This is a genomic window from Mycobacterium shigaense, assembly GCF_002356315.1.
GTDB classification, from domain to species: domain Bacteria; phylum Actinomycetota; class Actinomycetes; order Mycobacteriales; family Mycobacteriaceae; genus Mycobacterium; species Mycobacterium shigaense.
The window spans coordinates 4,591,271-4,609,143 of the sequence record NZ_AP018164.1 but is presented as its reverse complement, the minus strand read 5'-3'; the positions used below and the strand labels follow the sequence as shown (position 1 = coordinate 4,609,143).

Sequence of the window (17,873 nt, the reverse complement as noted above, 5' to 3'; positions counted from 1 at the left end):
GCTAACCGGGCCGCGCAAAACCGCCGCAGAGCGATTCGAAGGCGTCGGCAAGCCTGAGCACGGTCGCATCGTCGAACCGCTTGCCCACCAACATCATTCCGACGGGCAGGCCGTCGACCAGGCCGGCCGGCACCGAGATGGCCGGATGACCCGTGATGTCCATCGGGGCGGTGTTGCGCGCTTTGCCGAGGGCCGGCCCGAGCAGCGCGAGGTCTTGCGGGCTGCCCTGCGGGAGAACGCCGGCCGGGCCCGGCACGGTGGGCATCGCCAACACGTCGTATTGGGTCAGCGCGGCGTCGTAGGCCGCGCGCACCTGCGGCAGCAGATTGCGCGCCTTGGCATAGGAGGCGCCGCCGAGCGCGCGCAGGCCGTAATTTCCACACAGCGCCGATGCCTTGACGGTGCTGGCGAATTGATCGGGCCGGGCGTTCCGCCGGCTTGCGAAGTGCGCCATGAGTTCCGGGTCGTAAAGTCCCTCGGCGCCGAGTCCGTATCCGTTGCCGTCCAGCATTTGGTGGGCCGCCCCGTCGGTGATAATGACGGTGAAGACGTGCAGCGCGTCGTGATGCCAGGGCACGCTGATTTCCCCCACAGCGCAGCCGATTTCGGCGAACCGATGTGCGGCCGAGCGGACGAGCTCGTCGGCTGCGGGCAGCGAACCCTGCTGGCCGAAGCCCTCGGTGAGCAGGCCGACGCGAAGCCCGGCCACGTCGCCGGTGAGGGCGGCCCGGTAGTCGACCGGAGCGATCTCCCCGGGCTGGCGCGGGTCTCGGCCGTCGGGACCGGCGAGGACCGTGAGCAGCAGCGCGGCGTCGGCGACCGTGCGCGTCATGGGGCCGAGGTGGTCGATCGTCCGCTCGATGGGGAACGCGCCGGTGTACGGGACCAGCCCGTGGGTCGGCTTGTGCCCGACGATGCCGCACAGCGACGCGGGGATCCGGATCGATCCGCCCTGGTCGCCGCCGAGGGCCAGCTCGACCTCGCCGGCGGCCACCAACACCGCGCTACCACTGGACGATCCGCCCGCCTCGCGATCGGTGTCCCACGGATTGCGCACCGGGCCGGACGCGGAGGTGAAGCTGGAGCCCGAGCAGCACATGTCCTCGCAGACGCTTTTGCCGGCGACGGTGGCCCCGGCGGCAAGAAGCCGCTCGACGACCGTCGCGTCGCGGCCGGGGACGAACCCTTCGACCGCACGCGAGCCGTTCATCATCGGAACGCCAGCGACCGCGATGTTGTCCTTGATCGCCACGCGGCGGCCCGACAAGGGGCCCTCGGAGCCGGATGAGATCGCGGTGGTGACGTACCAGGCGCCCAACGGGTTGTCGGCCGGCTCCGGGAACCGATAGGCGCGTTCGGGAACTTCCGGACGCGCGAGCCGGTCGTAGAGCTCGTCGACCACGTCGTAGGACCTCAGCGTGTGCTCAACCGATGCCAGGTAGCCGGACCGCTCGTCGGGATCGAGGTGAAAGCCGAAATGCCAGGCGGCCGCTCCGATATCGGCTGCTGATGGCCTGGACACGGGCATCTCGACCTCCGTTACGGGACTTGAATTCGCAGGCCCCGCGCCCGAGCAGCTTAGCGCTCAATGCAGGAACAGAACCGGATTGGGCGCCTTCCGGGCAGGCCGGGATGCGGGTGGCGGTCTTGGCCAAGAGCACCACGTTGGCACCGGACTCGGCCGCCGCGAGCGGCGAGATCTTTGCCAACCATTCGTCTCCGTGGCCAGGTCAGCCGCATGGTATTGGCATTCTCTTTTTTTGCAAGTACGTTATTCAGTAATGGAAAATACGGCCCACACTCCGTCTGGTATCCCGCTGCAGCCTGTATACGGGCCGGGGGACGTACGCGCGGAACCCGCACCGCCGGGGGAGTTTCCCTTCACCCGCGGCAACTTCGCGTCCGGCTATCGCGGCAAGCTTTGGACCTTCCGGCAGTACTCCGGCTTCGGCACCGCCGAGGAATCCAACCGTCGCTACCGCTACCTGCTGCAGCAGGGTGGGACGGGGCTCTCGGTCGCCCTCGACCTACCCACCCAGTGCGGTTACGACTCCGACGACCCCGAGTTCGGCGAGGAAGTCGGCCGCGTCGGCGTCGCGGTCGACACGTTGGCCGACTTCGAGATTTTGTTCGACGGCATTCCGCTGGACAAGCTGAGCACCAGCATGACGATCAACGGCACGGCGGCGATCCTGCTGGCGTTCTATGTGGCCGCGGCCGAGAAAAAGGGGATACCGCGGGCCAAGCTCACCGGGACCATCCAGAACGACATCCTCAAGGAGTACGCGTCGCGCGGCACCTGGATCTGGCCGCCGGAGCCGTCGCTGCGGCTGATCGCCGACACCATCGAGTTCTGTGCGGCCGAGGTCCCGAGATTCAACGCCATCTCGGTGGCGGGGGCCCATTTTCGCGACGCCGGGGCCAACGCGGTGCAGGAGATGGCATTCACCCTGGCCGACGGCGTCACCTACTGCGACACCGTGGTGGAGCGCGGCCGCATGACCATCGACCAGTTCGCGCCGCAGATCTCGTTCTTCTTCTACACCCACGGCGATTTCTTCGAGGAGATCGCCAAATACCGCGCGGGACGGCGGCGTTGGGCGACCATCGTGAAGGAGCGCTACGGCGCGACGACAGACAAGGCGGCGATGTTCCGCTTCGGCTGCGTGTGTGGCGGGGCGTCGCTGTACGCGCCGCAGGCCCACAACAACATCGTCCGGGTGGCTTACGAGGCGATGGCCGCGGTGCTGGGCGGTGTCCAGTCTATGTTCACCGCCGCCTGGGACGAGCCGTTCGCCCTGCCCACGGAGGAAAGCACCACGCTGGCGTTGCGCACCCAGCAGATTCTGGCGCACGAGACCGGGGTGGCCAGCATTGCCGACCCGCTGGGTGGCTCCTACTTCGTCGAGGCGTTGACCGATGCCACCGAGGAACGCATCATCGAGATCATGTCCGACCTCGATCTGCACGGCGGTATGGCCCACGCCATCGAGGACGGGTACCTGCAGGGTCTGATCGCCGACGAGGCCTTCAAGATGCATCAGGACGTCGAAGCCGGCACCCGCCCGGTCGTCGGGGTCAACCGATTCGTGACCGACGAGCCCGAACATGATGTCGTCACCTATGAGCTCGACGCCGAGGGCCGCGACCTGCAGCTCAAGCGGCTGTCCCAGGTGAAGTCCGAAAGGGATTCGGCCGCAGTCAGATCCGCACTTGCGGCGCTGTCGCAGTCGGCCGAGGGATCCGATAATCTGATGCACAAGCTGATCGACTGTGCCAATGCGTACTGCACGGTCGGCGAAACGGTCTCCGCGCTCAAAGCGGTGTGGGGCGAGTTCCAGCAACCGGTGGTGTTCTGATGACCGCTCGTATTCTCGTGGCCAAGCCCGGACTCGACGGGCACGACCGCGGCGCCAAGATCGTTGCCCGTACTCTGCGTGACGCCGGCTTCGAGGTCATTTACACCGGCATCCGGCAGCGCATCGAAGACATCGCGTCCATCGCGGTCCAGGAGGACGTCGCCGTCGTCGGCCTGAGCATCTTGTCCGGGGCCCACCTGGCGCTGACCATGCGCACCATCGAAGCGCTGCGGGCCGCCGATGCGGCCGACATCGCCGTCGTTGTGGGCGGGACCATCCCGCACGTCGACGTACCCAAACTGCTGTCCGCCGGTGCCGCGGCCGTATTCCCGACGGGCACACCGCTGGAGACGCTGGTGCGTGAGATTCGCACGCTGACCGGGACGGCGGAAAGTGAACCGAAGGAAGCCGCCTTGGAGGAACCGTGCGCGTCGGAGTAATGATCGGCGCCGAGCGCGGCGATATGGCCCGCAAGGTGGCCAAGCTCGTCTCCGATATCGAGTGGGCCGAATCGGCGGGCCTGTACACTGCATGGATGCCGCAGGTGCCCAACGACTTCGACTGCCTGACCATGGTGTCGCTGATGGCCGTGCACAGCTCGCGCATCGAGCTGGGCACCGCGGTGGTGCCGCTGCAGACCCAGCACCCGATTGCGCTTGCCCGCCAAGCGCTCTCGACGCACGCGGTGGCGGCCGGACGACTGGCGCTGGGCGTTGGCCCGTCACACCACTGGATCATCCGGGACATGCTCGGTCTGCCATACGAGAAGCCGGCCGCCTACACCCGCGACTACCTGCAGGTGCTCGATGCCGCCATCGCCGGGCCGGGACCGGTTGACGTCGAAAACGATTCGTTCACGGTGCACAACCCGACGGCGATCGGCGCCGACACCCCGATGCCGGTGCTGGTGGCCGCGCTGGGCCCGGTGATGTTGCAGATCGCCGGCGAACTCGCCGACGGCACCGTGTTGTGGATGGCCGACGAGCGCGCGATCGGCGATCACATCGCCCCGAAGATCACCAAGGCGGCCGCGGGCGCCGGGCGCCCCGCCCCGCGGATCGTCGCGGGCATTCCGGTGTGCCTTTGTGCGCCTTCGCGAATCGATGAGGCCAAGGAGCGGGCCAACCGCATCCTGGGCGAGGCGGAGGTGTCGCCCAACTACCAGCGCCTGCTCGACCGCGGAGACGCCCGCGATGTCGGCGATCTGTGCGCGGCCGGCGACGAGGAGACGATCCTGACGCGGATGCGTTCGTTCGCCGACGCCGGCGTCACCGATTTGTCGGTGCGGCTACTGCCCATCGGCGACGACCGCGACGAGCTGGTCGCATCCAAACGCCAAACCCGGGAGATGATCGCCTCGCTCGCCACGGAATTGCGGTGACTGGCGTCAACGCCGGGCCGCTGGCGGGCATACGGATCCTCGAAGTCGGCACGATGCTGGCCGGTCCGTACGCCACGATGCTGCTCGCCGACCTCGGCGCCGAGGTCATCAAGATCGAGCCGCGCGGTGGCGAGATCTCCCGCAGCGTCGGGCCAAGCTACTTCGCCAGCCTCAACCGCAACAAGTCCAGCATCTGCCTCGACCTGAATTCCGATGCGGGGCAACGGCGGTTGGCCGAGCTGGTGGCAGACTCGCAGGCGTTGCTGGTCAACCTGAAGCCGTCGGCCATCCGCCGGCTGGGGCTGACCTACGAGCAGTTGCGCCAACACAACGAACGCATCGTCTGCGTGGCGATCACCGGCTTCGGTCTGCATGGCGGTGACCATCCAGCCTTCGACTATGTCGTGCAGGCCGGTTACGGCATTGCCGCGTTGACCGGCGATCCGGCCGGCCCGCCGACGTTGCCCGGGTACTCGTCGGCCGACAACTCCACCGGATTGTCGGCGGCGCTGGGTCTTTTGGCCAAGATCATCTCCGGCACGGGCGGTCAGGTGGATGTGTCGCTGCGCGACGTCATGCTCTCGCAGCTGAACTATCACGCGTCGGCGTACCTGAACAATGGTGTCGTGCCGCAACGGCGGCCGTACGGTGCTCACTCGTATTACGTTCCGGCGCAGCTATTTCCGACTTCCGATGGATATCTGGCGCTGTTCATCACGCACGACGGCTTCTGGAAATCGTTCGCCGACGAGGCGGGTATCGGCGGCTTCGAGACCATGGCGGAGCGGGTGTCCCGCCGCGACGAGGTGCTCGCCGTGGTCACCGCGATGCTGGCGACCGACACCGCGGCGTCGTGGGAACGCCGGCTGCGCCCGCTCGGAGTCCCGGCGGCGGCGGTGCGGACACTGCCCGAGGCGCTGGACGCAACCCCGGAAATGGTTGTCACCGCAGGTAATTTCCGCCTGGTCGGCAGCCCGATTCAGATCTCCGATTACCGACCGGAGTACCGCCCGCCGCCCGACCTGCCCGAGTAGAACCGCACTGGTCAGGCCTCGATGGTGGTCTCGAGTAGCCGCGGGATGGGCGCCGGATTCAACTGCAATGCGTCGGACATGGTGAGCTGGCCGGCGCTGGCGATCATGTTGTCCAGGACGGCCTTCAGGTCGTCGCCCTCGATCTCGTAAATCGCGACGTAGGGGCCGATGCCGTCCACCGGGCGCAGCCGTCGTGCGGAGACGAAGCCGTCGAGCGCGACGAGCTCGCTCAGGTGGACCTCGTCATACCAGGTGTTGTACTCCTGCTCGCGCTCGGGTGAACTGGGATAACTCTCGACCAGAATGATGCCCTTGGCCATTGCCGCCACCTCTCTGTGACTATTCGTAGCGCACCGTGATCGAACCCGTATCCGGTACACCCTGGCACGTCAGAATGTAGCCGTCGGCCACCTCGTCGTCGTCCAGAGCATCGTTGATTCGCATGTTCGCGTGGCCCTCTTCGAGGTGGGCCATGCAGGTGCCGCAGTTGCCGGCCTCGCAGTTGAATGGCGGGTCCAAGCCGGCCCGGCGCGCGGTTTCCAACAGCGTCTCGCCGGGAACTAGCGGCACCTCCACCTTCTTGCGCTCCAGGTAGATGGTCACCTTGCCTGCCTTGGCTTCGTTCAGGGCGCCGGTCGTGGGATCTGCCACCCGTGCGGTCTCCTCGGTAGTCGCGGTAGTGGCCGCATCCGGGAATGTTGCCTGTCCCACGGGGTCACTGTACGTACTTGCATTCTTCACTCTAGAGAATATTATTCTCACTAATCGATAGGATCTTCTCAAGACTGCGCGGATGTCGGGTCAGCCGAGCCTGCCAGGGAAGGACAGGACGTGACCGAGCCGGCCGTGCTCGCGTTCGAGGAACGGCAGTTCAGTCTGCCGCAGCTCGACGCGCTGGCCGACGGCCTGGCCGCGACGCTGGCCAAGTCCGGCCTCGCCGCAGATCAGCGGGTCGCCGTCATGGCATCCAACCGACCCGAGTTCGTCGCCGCCCTGCTGGGGATCTGGCGGCTGGGCGCCACGGTAGTCCTGATCAGTCCAGCCTGGAAACGTGACGAGGTCGACCATGCGCTGGGCCTCACCCAACCGTCGCACGCCGTCGGCGACCACCCCGTCCTGGCTGGCTTGATGCCGATGCTGCACCTGGACGAGCCGATCACCGCCGCGCAGCCCGCGGCGAGGTTGCTGCCGCCCCGAGCCGACGCGGTGCTGGTGTTCAGTTCCGGCACCACCGGCCTGCCTAAGGCCGTGCGGCACACGCACGCCGCGCTGGACGAGGCCGTGCGACACTGGCGCGACGCGCTACGACTCACTCGGCGCGACCGCATCCAGGTCGTGACGCCGCCGTCGCACATCCTGGGCCTGCTCAATATCCTCACGGTGTTACGGACCGGTGCGTGGATGCGGCTGCATCCCCGGTTCGACATCGACCGAATGCTGCATCACATCGAAACTGACCGGATCACAATCGAAATGGCCGTCGCTCCCATCGCGCTGGCCATGGCCTCGCACCCCGACCTGGAGTCCTATGACCTGTCCTCGCTGCGGTACATCATGTGGGGCGCCACACCGGTGAGCGCCAGCGTCGCCGAAACCGTGACCAAGCGAACCGGAGCCGGGTGGGTTCCCGCTTACGGCACAACGGAATTGCCCGTCGTCACGTGCAATCCACTCGACGCTCCCCGGCTCGACTCGGTCGGGCGCGCGGTACCGGGCGTGGACCTGCGGGTGGTTTCGCTGCTCAGTGGTGAACCCGCCGGCCCGGGGGAGGTCGGCGAGATCCAGGCGCGGTCCAAGTCGTTGATGGCTGGGTACCTGCCGCCCGCGGCGACCGCCGAGGTGGTCCGCGACGACTGGTACCGGACCGGTGATGTCGGCTGGCTGGACACCGACGGCTGGCTACGGATCACCGACCGCCTGAAGGAAATGATCAAAGTGCGCGGCTTCCAGGTCGCCCCGGCCGAGATCGAGACGGTGCTGCACGGCCACCCGGCCGTGAAAGACTGTGCGGTGTTCGGGGTTCCGGACGGGATCAACGGCGAAGCGGTCGTCGCCGCGGTCGCCACCTGCTCTCCCCAGGACGAGGAGGCGGTCGCCGCCGACCTCACCGCTCGCGTCGACGAGAGGCTGGCGTCCTACAAGCAGCTGAGCCGGATCGTGTTCTTGCCCGAAATTCCGCGCCTGCCTTCGGGCAAGGTGCTGCGGCGAGTCTTGAAGGAGCGCTATGGATGTACGACTAACAGCTGAACAACAGCAATTACGGGACGCGGCCGCCAAGCTGGGCGACGACCTTGGCCCCGCAGTCGTCCAGGATTTGGATGACGCCGGCCGAATCAGCCGCCTGGACAGGCAGATCGACGCGACGGGCTGGCGGTCGCTGCGTTCCGACCAGGCGTCGGGTGTCGAAGTGGCAATCGTCGCCGAGGAATTCGGGCGCCGGCTTCTCGACGCGCCATTTCTGGGCCCCGTCCTGGCCGACGACTTGGCCCGCCGGATCGGTGCGGACGCGCAGGGGGCGACCATCGCGGTCGGTGACCGCGCGATCGACGCCCGCGGCTATCAGCGGGCCCTGCTGCTTTCCGGAACCAAGGTCGTGACCGTGGGCCTGGGCGCGGTTGGCGGCGGCGCCGATCTGACCCGTGTCGAGGCGCAAGTCGCGGGATCGCCTACCGATCTCGGCGAGTTGTCGGAAGATGTTGCGGCCCAATGGCATGCGCTCGCGCTGGTGGCCACCACGGCGGACCTGGTCGGGGTCGCCCGCGGTGCGCACGCCGTAGCCTGCGACTACGCGAAGATCCGCGAGCAGTACGGCAAGTCGATCGGTTCGTATCAGGCCGTCGCACACCTGCTGGCCGAGAGCCTCGCGCTGATCGAGGGTTCGATCAGTGTGCTGCGGCACGCCGCGTGGGCGGTCGATGAGTTGCCCGTCACCGAGGCGATCCGCGCCGCCCAAATCGCCAAGGTCTACTGCGCGCGTGCCGCCCGGACCGTGTGCGAGAAGGCAATTCAGGTGCACGGCGGCATCGGCAACACTTGGGACTGCGTAGCGCACGTGTATCTGCGCAGGGCCCTGACATCGACCGAGTTGTGGCCGGTCGCGTTGAAGGAGATCGATCTTGGACTTTCGTGACTCCCCCGACGGGGCGGCCTTCCGGAAGCGGCTGCGCGGCTGGCTTTCGGTGCATGCCAAGGAATTTTCCGGATCTGGCGACGAGTATTGGCTGCGCATGGTGGACTGGCACCGCGCCCTGTACAAGAACGGTTTCTTCGGACTGTCCTGGCCGCGCGAGTGGGGTGGAAAAGAGCTGGCTCCGGTCTACGACGTCATCGTCGACGAGGAGCTGGTGCGCGCCGGCGCCCCGCCGCGCCCCAGCGTCGGCTATCTGGTCTACGGCATCGGTCAGCACGGCAACGACGAGCTCCGGAGGCGCTTCCTGCCCGGCATCATCGACGGAACCGAGCGCTGGTGCCAGGGCTTCTCCGAACCGGGCGCCGGCTCGGATCTGGCGTCGCTGACCACCACCGCGCGCCTCGAAGGCGACAGCTATGTGGTGAACGGGCACAAGATCTGGACGAGCCACTCCGACGTTGCCGACCGGTGCCTGTTGCTGGCGCGCACCGACCCCGAGGCCAAGCGTCACCGCGGTCTTTCGGCGTTCATTCTGGACATGAAACAGCCTGGCGTGCAACAACACCCGCTGCAGATGATCAATGGGGTGACCAACGAATTCGGCCAGGTGTTCTTCGACGGTGCCACGGTACCGGCCGACCGGATGGTCGGTGCCCCCGGTGACGGCTGGGCGGTGGCGATGACCGTCGTCGGGCACGAACGCGAGCCATCCACGCTCGGCTATGCCGCCCGATACGGCAAGCTGGTTCGAGAACTTCTGTCGAACTGGAACGATCGCAAAGGCCCGGTTCCTGAGGAGCTGGCCTGGGCCGCGGTGCAGTCGGACATGCTGACACACCACGTGCGGCGGCGGCTGTCCGAGCAGTTGGACGGGGTGTCACACGGCTCGGAAGGGTCGCTGGACAAGCTGCTGATGACCTGGGTCGAGCAATCCGTCGGGCACGCCGCATTGGCGGTCACCGGGACCCGCGATCCGGAAATGTTCAGCGCTTACCTGTACAGCCGCGCGCAAAGCGTCATGGGCGGCACCTCGCAGATCCAGAAAAACATCATCGCTGCACGAATCTTGGGATTGTAGGAGTGATCGCCAACGCGGGCGAGGCCCCGGTGCAGCGGGTCACGACCATCAAAGGAGTCTGACGTGTACGACATGCCTGACGAAATCCACGTCCGAGCCGAGGGCGGACTGCGCGTCATCACGCTGAATCGGCCGGACTCGCTCAACTCGGTCAACGACGACCTGCATTCGGGGCTGGCGCGGATATGGCAGCGGTTGACCGACGATCCCACCGCCCGCGCGGCGGTGCTCACCGGCGCCGGCCGGGCATTCTCGGCGGGCGGCGATTTCGGCTATCTCGAGGAGCTCTCGAACGACGCGGAGCTGCGCGCCAAGACCATTCGCGACGGGCGTGAGATCGTCCTGGGCATGGCGCGGTGCCGGATTCCCGTGGTGGCGGCGGTCAACGGCCCCGCCGTCGGGCTCGGTTGCAGCCTGGTAGCACTCAGCGGCCTCGTCTACATCGCCGAGGACGCCTACCTTGCCGACCCGCACGTGCAGGTCGGCCTGGTGGCCGCCGACGGCGGCCCGCTGACCTGGCCGCTGCACATCAGCCTGCTGCTGGCCAAGGAGTACGCGCTGACCGGAACCCGCATCAAGGCACAGCGCGCCGTGGAACTCGGCCTGGCCAATCACGTGGCGGCCGATCCCGTGGCAGAGGCGATCGCCGCGGCCGAAAAGATCATGAAGCTCCCGCAGCAAGCCGTCGAGAGCACCAAACGGGTGCTCAACATTCACCTCGAGCGGGCGGTGTTGGCCAGCCTGGATTACGCCCTGTCGGCCGAGAGCCAGTCGTTTTTGACCGAGGACTTCCGGGCCAACGTCGCCAAGTTCAATTCAGCCAAGAACTGAGCCGCGGTCGCGCGGCTCAGCTCTCGCCCTGCATGAATTAGCTCTTCGCAGCGGCCTTTTCGCGAGCCTCGGCCGTCTTCTCGGCGCCACGCGCCGCCTCGGCCTGGGCCTCTTTCTTGGCCACGTCGCGCTGCGCCTTGGCCTTGTCCTGCTGGGCACGGCCTTCCTTGCGGAGACCCTCGTGGTTGAACAGAATGCCGGCGATTTCCTTGGTCTTGCCGATCGCGTCCTCGATGACGCCCTTGATGCCTTCCACGAGTCCATTGTCGCGGTCACTCATAGTGCAACCCCCTTCGTGAGTTGACGAACGAACACGTGACTCGTACCCGGTGGAGTCGGCGTGGCAATCGTTTCACACAGCGGTATTGCTGTGGCGTCCGTCACCCTGGCCGCCTGCCAGCGCTGACGTCGTCGTGGGCGCGCAAAAAATCGCGGACCACGTCGTCGAAGCGCTGTGGCTCCTCGATGAAGGGCATGTGCGCGCTTGACTCGAACAACTCGAACCGTGAACCGGCGATGCGCTGGTGCATGTCCCACATGTGTTCGGGTGTGCATTCGTCGAACCTGCCCGCAACGACCAGAGTCGGCACCGCGATATCGCCCAACCGGTCGAAGACGTCCCAGTCGCTGATCGTACCGACGATGTGAAAGTCGCTCGGCCCGAACATCGTTTCGAAGATCTCCGGCCCCATGCGCCTGAATGCGTCCTCGAGCTCCGCCGGCCACGGGCGCACCCGGCAAAGGTAGGTCTCGTTCCAGGTGCGGATCGCGGCCTGATATTCGGCGGAGTACGTGGTGCCCGCGGCCTCGTGGCGGTCGATGGCCGATTGGGTCGCCGTGTCCAGCTCAGACTTCAAGCGCGCCACAATCTTCGAGAACTCCGGTATCGAGGCGATGCTGTTGGAGATGATCAAGCTCGACGCTTCGGCCGCCGTGTCGAGCACATACTGTTGTGCGAGCATCCCGCCCCATGAGTTGCCGAAGATATGAAAGCGGTTCAGCCCCAGTTCCCTTACCACCGAATCCATTTCGGCCACCGAGCGCCGCATCGTCCACAGCGCCGGGTTCGACGGGCGTTCGGAGTTACCGCAACCCAGCTGATCCCAAAAGATCACCTCGCGCTCGTCGGCCAGCCGCTCCAGCGAACGAATGTAGTTGTGCGGCAATCCCGGACCGCCATGCACCGCAAGTAGGGGACGACCCGGGCCGCCGCCGACCCGCTTGAACCAGACATTTCCGCCCGGGACCGCGATGGTCCCCTCCAGCTGAGCCATGGTTAGCCGTGCCTCCTGACCGATCGGTGAGCACACAATTGGGTGCCGTTATACGCGAATCTGCGCCTTCTCGCCGTTCAGAGCCGGGCCACTTCCTTGCGACTCGTACTCTCGGCTTGAGAGAATAGTGTTCTCTTGTGTGGTTCGCTCTCAGGTGCCGCAGCACGCCGAACTGGAGAAGACCTGTGCCCGAAGTCCCGGCCCCGTAGTGTCCAGCAGCATCGCGGACCTGATCGCGGCGGCGCGCGACGGATCTCAGCGTGCGGCGGGCCGGCTGCTCAGTCTCGTCGAGGGCGAGCGGCGCGACGAGGTGTTGGCCGGCATCGAGGCCGCCCCCGCCCGGGTCGTCGGCATCACCGGACCCCCGGGCGCGGGCAAGTCGACGACGATCGCGGTGCTCGTCGGCGCCTACCGGGAGCAAGGCAACCGGGTGGCCGTGCTCGCCGTGGATCCGTCGTCACCATTCAGCGGTGGCGCACTGCTGGGCGACCGGATTCGGATGGCCGCCCACATCAACGATTCCGACGTGCTGATCCGCTCGGTGGCGAGCCGGGGACATCTCGGCGGTCTGGCCGCCGCGGTGCCCGCGGCCATCAGCCTGCTAGGTGCCATCGGTTACAACATTGTCCTGCTGGAAACCGTCGGCGTGGGGCAGTCCGAGGTCGAGATCGCCGCAGTCGCCGATCCGACCGTCGTCATCCTCAACCCCGGAGCCGGCGACGCCGTGCAGGCCGCCAAGGCGGGCGTGCTGGAGGTCGCCGACATCGTCGCGGTGAACAAGGCCGATCGCGACGGGGCTGAACAGACGGTGCGGGACCTGCGGGCCGAAACGGCGGCCCCCATCGTCAGCCTGATCGCTGCCCGCGGGGAGGGCGTGGCGGACCTGCTGGCCGCCATCGACGACCACCACCGCATCGACAGCCGCACCCGCCGGCTGGCCCGCGCGCGGGCGCAGATCTTGTCGATCGCGCAAACGACGCTGCGGACCCGACCCGACCTCGACAGGTTGGCTGAGGCGGTGGTGGACGGCAGAGACAGCCCCTATATGGCCGCCGAACGTCTGCTCTCATCCCCCGCTGAACAGCGGGATTGATCAAAACACCGGTAAATCGGCGGCCCCGGTTGTCCCCCGATCGGGGGACACCGACATTCATCACTTTTGCGGGCCGATCGGCGGAGTTGTGTCCAGCTAATTCGTCATACCTTTTGGTGGTGTCCATAGCGGACACGATCGGCGAGAAGCGAGAAGTGAGGAGCGGTCAGATGACTTGCACAACTGAGCGGTCGGCGGAAGTCATGAGCGACCAGTTGGAGCTGTATCGGCGTATGTGGGTCTTACGACTGGTCGACATGGCGTTGCAGGACCTGCGCATCGACGGTCTGATCGAAGACCCGGTGCAGGCCGCGTTCGGCCAGGAGGCCGTGGCTATCGGCACCACCGCCGCGATGCGATCCGGCGATGCCCTCACCACCACCATTCCCCACATCGTGCAGGCCAACGAGATCGCCCTTGGCCTTCCCCTCGGCCCCAGCATCGCCGAGATGATCGGCGCCGATCTGGATTGCGGTTTCGAAGAGACTCCGCGCGAGGCCAAGGGCAGCGGTGAATTGTGGTTCTCCGCAAGCGCTTTGCAGCGGTCGGCGCTGCGCGCCGTGGGCCAGGCTTACGCGAACTGGCTGCACGAGGAAGGCCGGGTGACGGTCTGCGTCATCGGCGAGCACGAGGTGGACTCCGCCGACTTCGCCGAAGTCGTCAACGCGGCCGTCCTGTGGCGGCTCCCGGTGGTGTTCGTCGTCGAGAACACCCGCCTGGCGCGTATCACGTGGACGGACAGAGTCCTGCACGAGCGCATCGGGATGCCCGTCCTGTCGATCGACGGCAACGACGTCGAAGCGGTGCGGGACGTGGTCGCCGAAGCGTTGCAGCGTGCCAGCGCCGACCAAGGCCCCACTCTCATCCGGACCATCACCAACCGCACCAACGACGTCGACAAGGTCGATCCCTTGGTCTTCGCCCGGCAGCAGTTGATCGACGCCGGCGTCAGTGGCAGCCACCTCTACGAAGTGGAGCGCCGCGCGCGCTACCTGGTGGCCGAGGCCGAGGCCTTCGCCAAGGCCACGCTGGTCGGTCAGGCACCGGAGTCGGTGCGCCAGCCCGAGGCCTGGCCGGCCGCTAGTTGAGCAGGCCCTGGCGCATTGCCTCGGCAACGGCCGCCGCGCGATCGCTGACCCCGAGCTTTTCGTACAGCCGCTGGACATGGGTCTTCACCGTCGACGGCGCAACGAATAACTCGCTGGCAATCGCAGGGATGCTTTGACCGCGCGCTATCAGATTGAGCACCTCGCGCTCCCGTGCACTGAGCACGGGGGCGCTTGGTGCTGCGCGCTGGCGGATCTCGGCGGTCAGACCGCCGACCAGCGCGGGCGCGACGACGTCATGGCCCTGCGCGACATCGAGCACCGCCTTGACGATTTCGGCGCGGGTGGAGTCCTTCAGCAGGAAGCCGGCCGCGCCCGCCTGCAGCGCCTGATACACGATGGCCGACTCGTCGTGCGCCGAAAGCATCAGCACTCGGGTCGGCAACTCCTGGCTGCGCACCGCCGCCGCGACTGCGGCGCCGTCCATGACGGGCATCCGGAAGTCGAGCAGTGCGACGTCGGGCCGGTGCTCCTTGATCAACTCCAGGGCCGCGGCGCCGTCGTCCGCCTCGCCGACGACCGTCACCGAGCCGCTCGACGACAGCGCACGCACCACGCCTTCGCGGAAAAGCGGGTGATCGTCGCCGACAACCACGCGCACGTTCTCGGGCGTTGCTGCGCCAGCCATGGCGGACAGCTTAGCGGTCCAGGGCTAACTTGAAGTCGGGAGTTGGCGACTTGCTGAATCGCTTTTCCCCAGGTTGCCGCGGGATAGCCGCTACCGGTGAGTACGGTGATCGGGTGACGGAGATTGGCGACGCGGAACTGCAGCGAGCGCGCCGGGGGCATCAGCTCCGCTCGTATCGAATCGCGTCCGTGATTCGCGTCGGCGTGGTGGGGCTCATGGTCGCCGCGATGATCATCGGAACCCGTCGATCTGAATGGCCCGAGCAAATCGACTTGATCACCCTGTACGCGGTGGTCGCGCTCTGCGCTTTGGCACGGGCGTTTTCGCCGTTCGATTGGCTCGGCAGGGGGCGCTTGGTCGGGATCGGCCGACTGGAGCCCTTTGCCTTCACCGTCATCGACGTGGTGACGTTGACGGTCTTCCAGGTGCTGTCCACCGACGCCATCGACCCGTTGCTGATCATGATGATGCTGCCCATCTTCATCGGACTGGACGTCTCGTCACGACGGGCGGCGGTGGTGTTGGCCTGCTCGATGGTCGGCTTCCTGATCGCGGTGCTGGAAGATCCGTTGATGCAGGACGAATTCGGGCTTTCCGAATGCCTGTTCCGGTTCGCGCTCTACGCCTGTCTGTGCGGCACGGCCTACATGGCGGTGCGCATCGAGGAGCGGCACACGCGGGCGATCGCCGGCCTGAGCGCCCTGCGGGAGGAACTGCTTGCCCAGACGATGACCGCGTCAGACGCGCTGCAGCGCCGCATTTCGGAATCCATCCACGACGGACCGCTGCAGGATGTGCTGGCGGTGCGGCAGGAGGTCGTCGAGCTCAAGGCCGCGTTCCCCGGCGATGAACGCGTCGCGCGCGCACTCGCCGGCCTGCAGACCGCCTCACAGAACTTGCGGCAGGCCACTTTCGAATTGCATCCCGCCGTGCTGGAGCAGGCCGGATTGGGCGCCGCGGTACAGGAATTGGCCTCTTACACGCAGCGTCGTTCGGGCATCGAAGTCTTCACCGACATCGACTATGCGATGCGCAACGAGATCGACCGGATCGTCTTCGGCGTGGTGCGCGAACTGCTGTCCAACATCGTGCACCACTCCAAGGCCCAGCACGCATCGGTCACGCTCGGGATCACTGACCGTAAATGTGTTCTGAACGTGACCGACGACGGGGTGGGATTCGACAGCGAGACCATGGCCCGTCGTCTGGGCGAGGGCCACATCGGACTGGAATCGCATCGGACCCGGGTGGAAGCCGCCGGCGGGATGTTTCTGTTCCTCGATGCGCCGGTCGGCTCCCACATCTGCGTGGAGATCCCGTTGAAGACCGAGCGCCCTACTTGAGGTCGACGGACTTGCCGGCCGCGGCCGCATAACCCGCGCGGTACCCGAAAACCATTGCCGGGCCCAGGGTCCCGCCGGCGCCGCCGTAGGCGCGTCCAGTCGCGCCGGCCATCGTGTTACCCGCGGCGAAAAGGCCCGGGATCGGCTCACCGCTGACATGCTGCACCCGGCCGTCGTGATCGGTGCGCGGTCCGCCCTTGGTGCCCATCGCGCCGATGCTCACCGGTACCGCGTAATACGGTGCGGTGTCGATGGGCCCCAAGGTCTTTCCGGCGGCCGTCGTGGCGGTGTCGTCGCCCCAGTAGCCGTCGTACGCACTGGAACCGCGGCCGAAGTCGGGATCCGCATCCCGAGCGACGTGGCGGTTCCACTCTTCGATCGTGCAGGTCAGGCCCGCGGCGTCGATACCCGTCTTGGCGCCCAGCTCGGCGAGATCAGCGGATTCGCAGAACCAGTCCGGAACCGGTTCTCCCGGCGCTATGCCCAGAAATCCATAGCGCTGCAGGTGAACTGAATCGAAGACCATCCAGCCGCGGTCGTTGACGTATCCGCCGCGAGGATCCAGGTAGTGGAATGCGCCGGCCATCGAGTTGTAGTCGCAGGCTTCGTTGACGAATCGGTGCCCGGCCTGGTTGACGATGATGCTGCGCGGACGCGTGCGCTCCAGTCGCACGCTGCGGCTGCGTTGGTTGCCTTCGATGGTGTCGCCAGGGATCTGCACGATCGGAACCCACCACGCCTCGCCCATGTTGGCCAGGTCCGCACCGTGGGCCATCGCCATGCGAAGGCCGTCGCCGGTGTTGTTCGGCGGTGATACCGCACCATGCATAGGGCCCCGCAAGAACGCTTGTACCAGCCCCGCATCCCACTCGAAGCCGCCCACTCCCAGGATGACGCCGCGGCGTGCCCGAACATTGATGTGCTTGTCGCTCAACGTGATCCGGACGCCAGTGATTTGTCCGTCCTCGGCGACGAGTTCCTCGGCACGCGCGTTGGTGTGCGGTGTGACCCCGGTGTCGAGTAATCCCTTGAGCAGACCCGCGATCAATGCGGTGCCAGCGACGCACAAATCGCTGCCCTCTTCGACCAGCACGTGCAGGCGCGCCCTCGTCTCGGCATCGATACCGACGTTGGACCAATCGGCGGGAAACGACGTGATGCGTTTGCCCCACTCGCCGATCTGGTTCAGGTCGAACGGACCCGCCCTCAGCGAGCGACCCCCGGTCGGCTGTCCGCCCGGCAGCTCCGGCCGGTAATCCGGGAACCCGGTGGCAACGTCGAACCGCAGGCCGCTGTGTGCCTCCACGAATTCGAGCATCGCCGGGCCGGTCCGCACGAACGTCTCGACCAAGGCGTCGTCCATCTGACCGAGGGACTGCGCGCGTAGGTACCGCAGCGCATCGTCCTCCGTCAATTCGCGGTCAGGAGAACGGGTATGGGCGGGTATCCACACCACTCCACCGGACACCGCGGTAGTGCCGCCGACCGTCGGGGCCTTCTCGTACACCTCGACCGAGGCGCCGGCGGTCACCGCCGACAGCGCGGCGGTCAGTCCGGCCCCGCCACTGCCCAGCACGACGACGTCGACTTCGGAATCCCAAGGCATGGAAGGCTAT

General features: G+C 66.7%; 18 protein-coding genes. 11 read left to right on the top strand and 7 right to left on the bottom strand.

Going from position 1 to position 17,873, the window contains the following annotated elements; genetic code table 11:
• Position 1: 1 nt before the first annotated feature.
• The gene (locus MSG_RS21565; protein ID WP_096442856.1) at positions 2–1,528 is read right to left on the bottom strand and encodes an amidase; all 1,527 of its coding nucleotides are present in this window, start codon (positions 1,526–1,528) and stop codon (positions 2–4) included.
• 253 nt (positions 1,529–1,781) lie between these two features.
• Between MSG_RS21565 and MSG_RS21560 the strand changes: the two genes are divergently transcribed.
• The 4 genes from MSG_RS21560 to MSG_RS21545 are packed head-to-tail and all read left to right on the top strand — an operon-like array spanning position 1,782 to position 5,774.
• Complete coding sequence (locus MSG_RS21560) at positions 1,782–3,359, top strand: methylmalonyl-CoA mutase family protein (protein WP_096442854.1); 1,578 nt, start codon at positions 1,782–1,784, stop codon at positions 3,357–3,359.
• Positions 3,359–3,799, top strand: a complete 441-nt coding sequence (locus MSG_RS21555) for a cobalamin-dependent protein (protein ID WP_096442852.1) — start codon at positions 3,359–3,361, stop codon at positions 3,797–3,799. Before MSG_RS21560 ends, MSG_RS21555 begins: the two co-directional genes overlap by 1 nt.
• On the top strand, positions 3,784–4,740 hold the full coding sequence (locus MSG_RS21550; protein WP_096442850.1) for an LLM class F420-dependent oxidoreductase: 957 nt from the start codon (positions 3,784–3,786) through the stop codon (positions 4,738–4,740). Before MSG_RS21555 ends, MSG_RS21550 begins: the two co-directional genes overlap by 16 nt.
• A complete protein-coding gene (locus tag MSG_RS21545) occupies positions 4,737–5,774 on the top strand; it encodes a CaiB/BaiF CoA transferase family protein (protein WP_096442848.1) in 1,038 nt (345 codons plus the stop codon). Before MSG_RS21550 ends, MSG_RS21545 begins: the two co-directional genes overlap by 4 nt.
• A gap of 11 nt (positions 5,775–5,785) precedes the next feature.
• On the opposite strand, the gene MSG_RS21540 is transcribed toward MSG_RS21545, so the two are convergent.
• Complete coding sequence (locus MSG_RS21540) at positions 5,786–6,094, bottom strand: DUF4286 family protein (protein ID WP_096444717.1); 309 nt, start codon at positions 6,092–6,094, stop codon at positions 5,786–5,788.
• Positions 6,095–6,113: 19 nt separating this feature from the next.
• A complete protein-coding gene (locus MSG_RS21535; RefSeq protein ID WP_096442846.1) occupies positions 6,114–6,485 on the bottom strand; it encodes a 2Fe-2S iron-sulfur cluster-binding protein in 372 nt (123 codons plus the stop codon).
• Between the two features lie 120 nt (positions 6,486–6,605).
• Here MSG_RS21535 and MSG_RS21530 point away from each other — a divergent pair, with 120 nt between their 5' ends.
• The 4 genes from MSG_RS21530 to MSG_RS21515 all read left to right on the top strand — a co-directional run bounded on the left by MSG_RS21530 (position 6,606) and on the right by MSG_RS21515 (position 10,813).
• Positions 6,606–8,021 (top strand): class I adenylate-forming enzyme family protein, encoded by a 1,416-nt coding sequence (locus MSG_RS21530; protein ID WP_096442844.1) that lies wholly within the window; start codon positions 6,606–6,608, stop codon positions 8,019–8,021.
• On the top strand, positions 7,999–8,904 hold the full coding sequence (locus MSG_RS21525; RefSeq protein ID WP_096442842.1) for an acyl-CoA dehydrogenase family protein: 906 nt from the start codon (positions 7,999–8,001) through the stop codon (positions 8,902–8,904). Before MSG_RS21530 ends, MSG_RS21525 begins: the two co-directional genes overlap by 23 nt.
• The gene (locus MSG_RS21520; protein ID WP_096442840.1) at positions 8,891–9,982 is read left to right on the top strand and encodes an acyl-CoA dehydrogenase family protein; all 1,092 of its coding nucleotides are present in this window, start codon (positions 8,891–8,893) and stop codon (positions 9,980–9,982) included. Before MSG_RS21525 ends, MSG_RS21520 begins: the two co-directional genes overlap by 14 nt.
• A gap of 63 nt (positions 9,983–10,045) precedes the next feature.
• Positions 10,046–10,813, top strand: coding sequence for an enoyl-CoA hydratase/isomerase family protein (locus MSG_RS21515; protein WP_096442838.1), 768 nt, complete (start codon positions 10,046–10,048; stop codon positions 10,811–10,813).
• A gap of 37 nt (positions 10,814–10,850) precedes the next feature.
• Here the strand turns inward: MSG_RS21515 and mbp1 are convergent, their stop codons facing one another.
• Complete coding sequence (gene mbp1 / locus MSG_RS21510) at positions 10,851–11,093, bottom strand: microaggregate-binding protein 1 (protein ID WP_096442836.1); 243 nt, start codon at positions 11,091–11,093, stop codon at positions 10,851–10,853.
• Between the two features lie 100 nt (positions 11,094–11,193).
• Positions 11,194–12,078, bottom strand: a complete 885-nt coding sequence (locus MSG_RS21505; protein ID WP_096444716.1) for a proline iminopeptidase-family hydrolase — start codon at positions 12,076–12,078, stop codon at positions 11,194–11,196.
• A 217-nt stretch (positions 12,079–12,295) separates the two neighbouring features.
• On the opposite strand from MSG_RS21505, the gene MSG_RS21500 reads away from it, so the two are divergent.
• Both MSG_RS21500 and MSG_RS21495 read left to right on the top strand, forming a co-directional pair.
• Positions 12,296–13,180 (top strand): ArgK/MeaB family GTPase, encoded by an 885-nt coding sequence (locus tag MSG_RS21500; RefSeq protein WP_096444715.1) that lies wholly within the window; start codon positions 12,296–12,298, stop codon positions 13,178–13,180.
• A 170-nt stretch (positions 13,181–13,350) separates the two neighbouring features.
• Positions 13,351–14,268, top strand: coding sequence for a thiamine pyrophosphate-dependent enzyme (locus tag MSG_RS21495; RefSeq protein WP_232011098.1), 918 nt, complete (start codon positions 13,351–13,353; stop codon positions 14,266–14,268).
• Here MSG_RS21495 and MSG_RS21490 read toward each other — a convergent pair.
• Positions 14,261–14,914, bottom strand: a complete 654-nt coding sequence (locus tag MSG_RS21490; RefSeq protein WP_096442832.1) for a response regulator — start codon at positions 14,912–14,914, stop codon at positions 14,261–14,263. The genes MSG_RS21495 and MSG_RS21490 overlap by 8 nt on opposite strands.
• Positions 14,915–15,027: 113 nt before the next feature.
• On the opposite strand from MSG_RS21490, the gene MSG_RS21485 reads away from it, so the two are divergent.
• Positions 15,028–16,257: a sensor histidine kinase gene (locus MSG_RS21485; RefSeq protein WP_096442830.1), complete on the top strand. Its 1,230-nt coding sequence runs from the start codon at positions 15,028–15,030 to the stop codon at positions 16,255–16,257.
• On the opposite strand, the gene MSG_RS21480 is transcribed toward MSG_RS21485, so the two are convergent.
• On the bottom strand, positions 16,250–17,863 hold the full coding sequence (locus MSG_RS21480; protein ID WP_096442828.1) for an FAD-dependent oxidoreductase: 1,614 nt from the start codon (positions 17,861–17,863) through the stop codon (positions 16,250–16,252). The two genes, MSG_RS21485 and MSG_RS21480, sit on opposite strands and share 8 nt — an antisense overlap.
• Between the last annotated feature and the right edge of the window lie 10 nt (positions 17,864–17,873).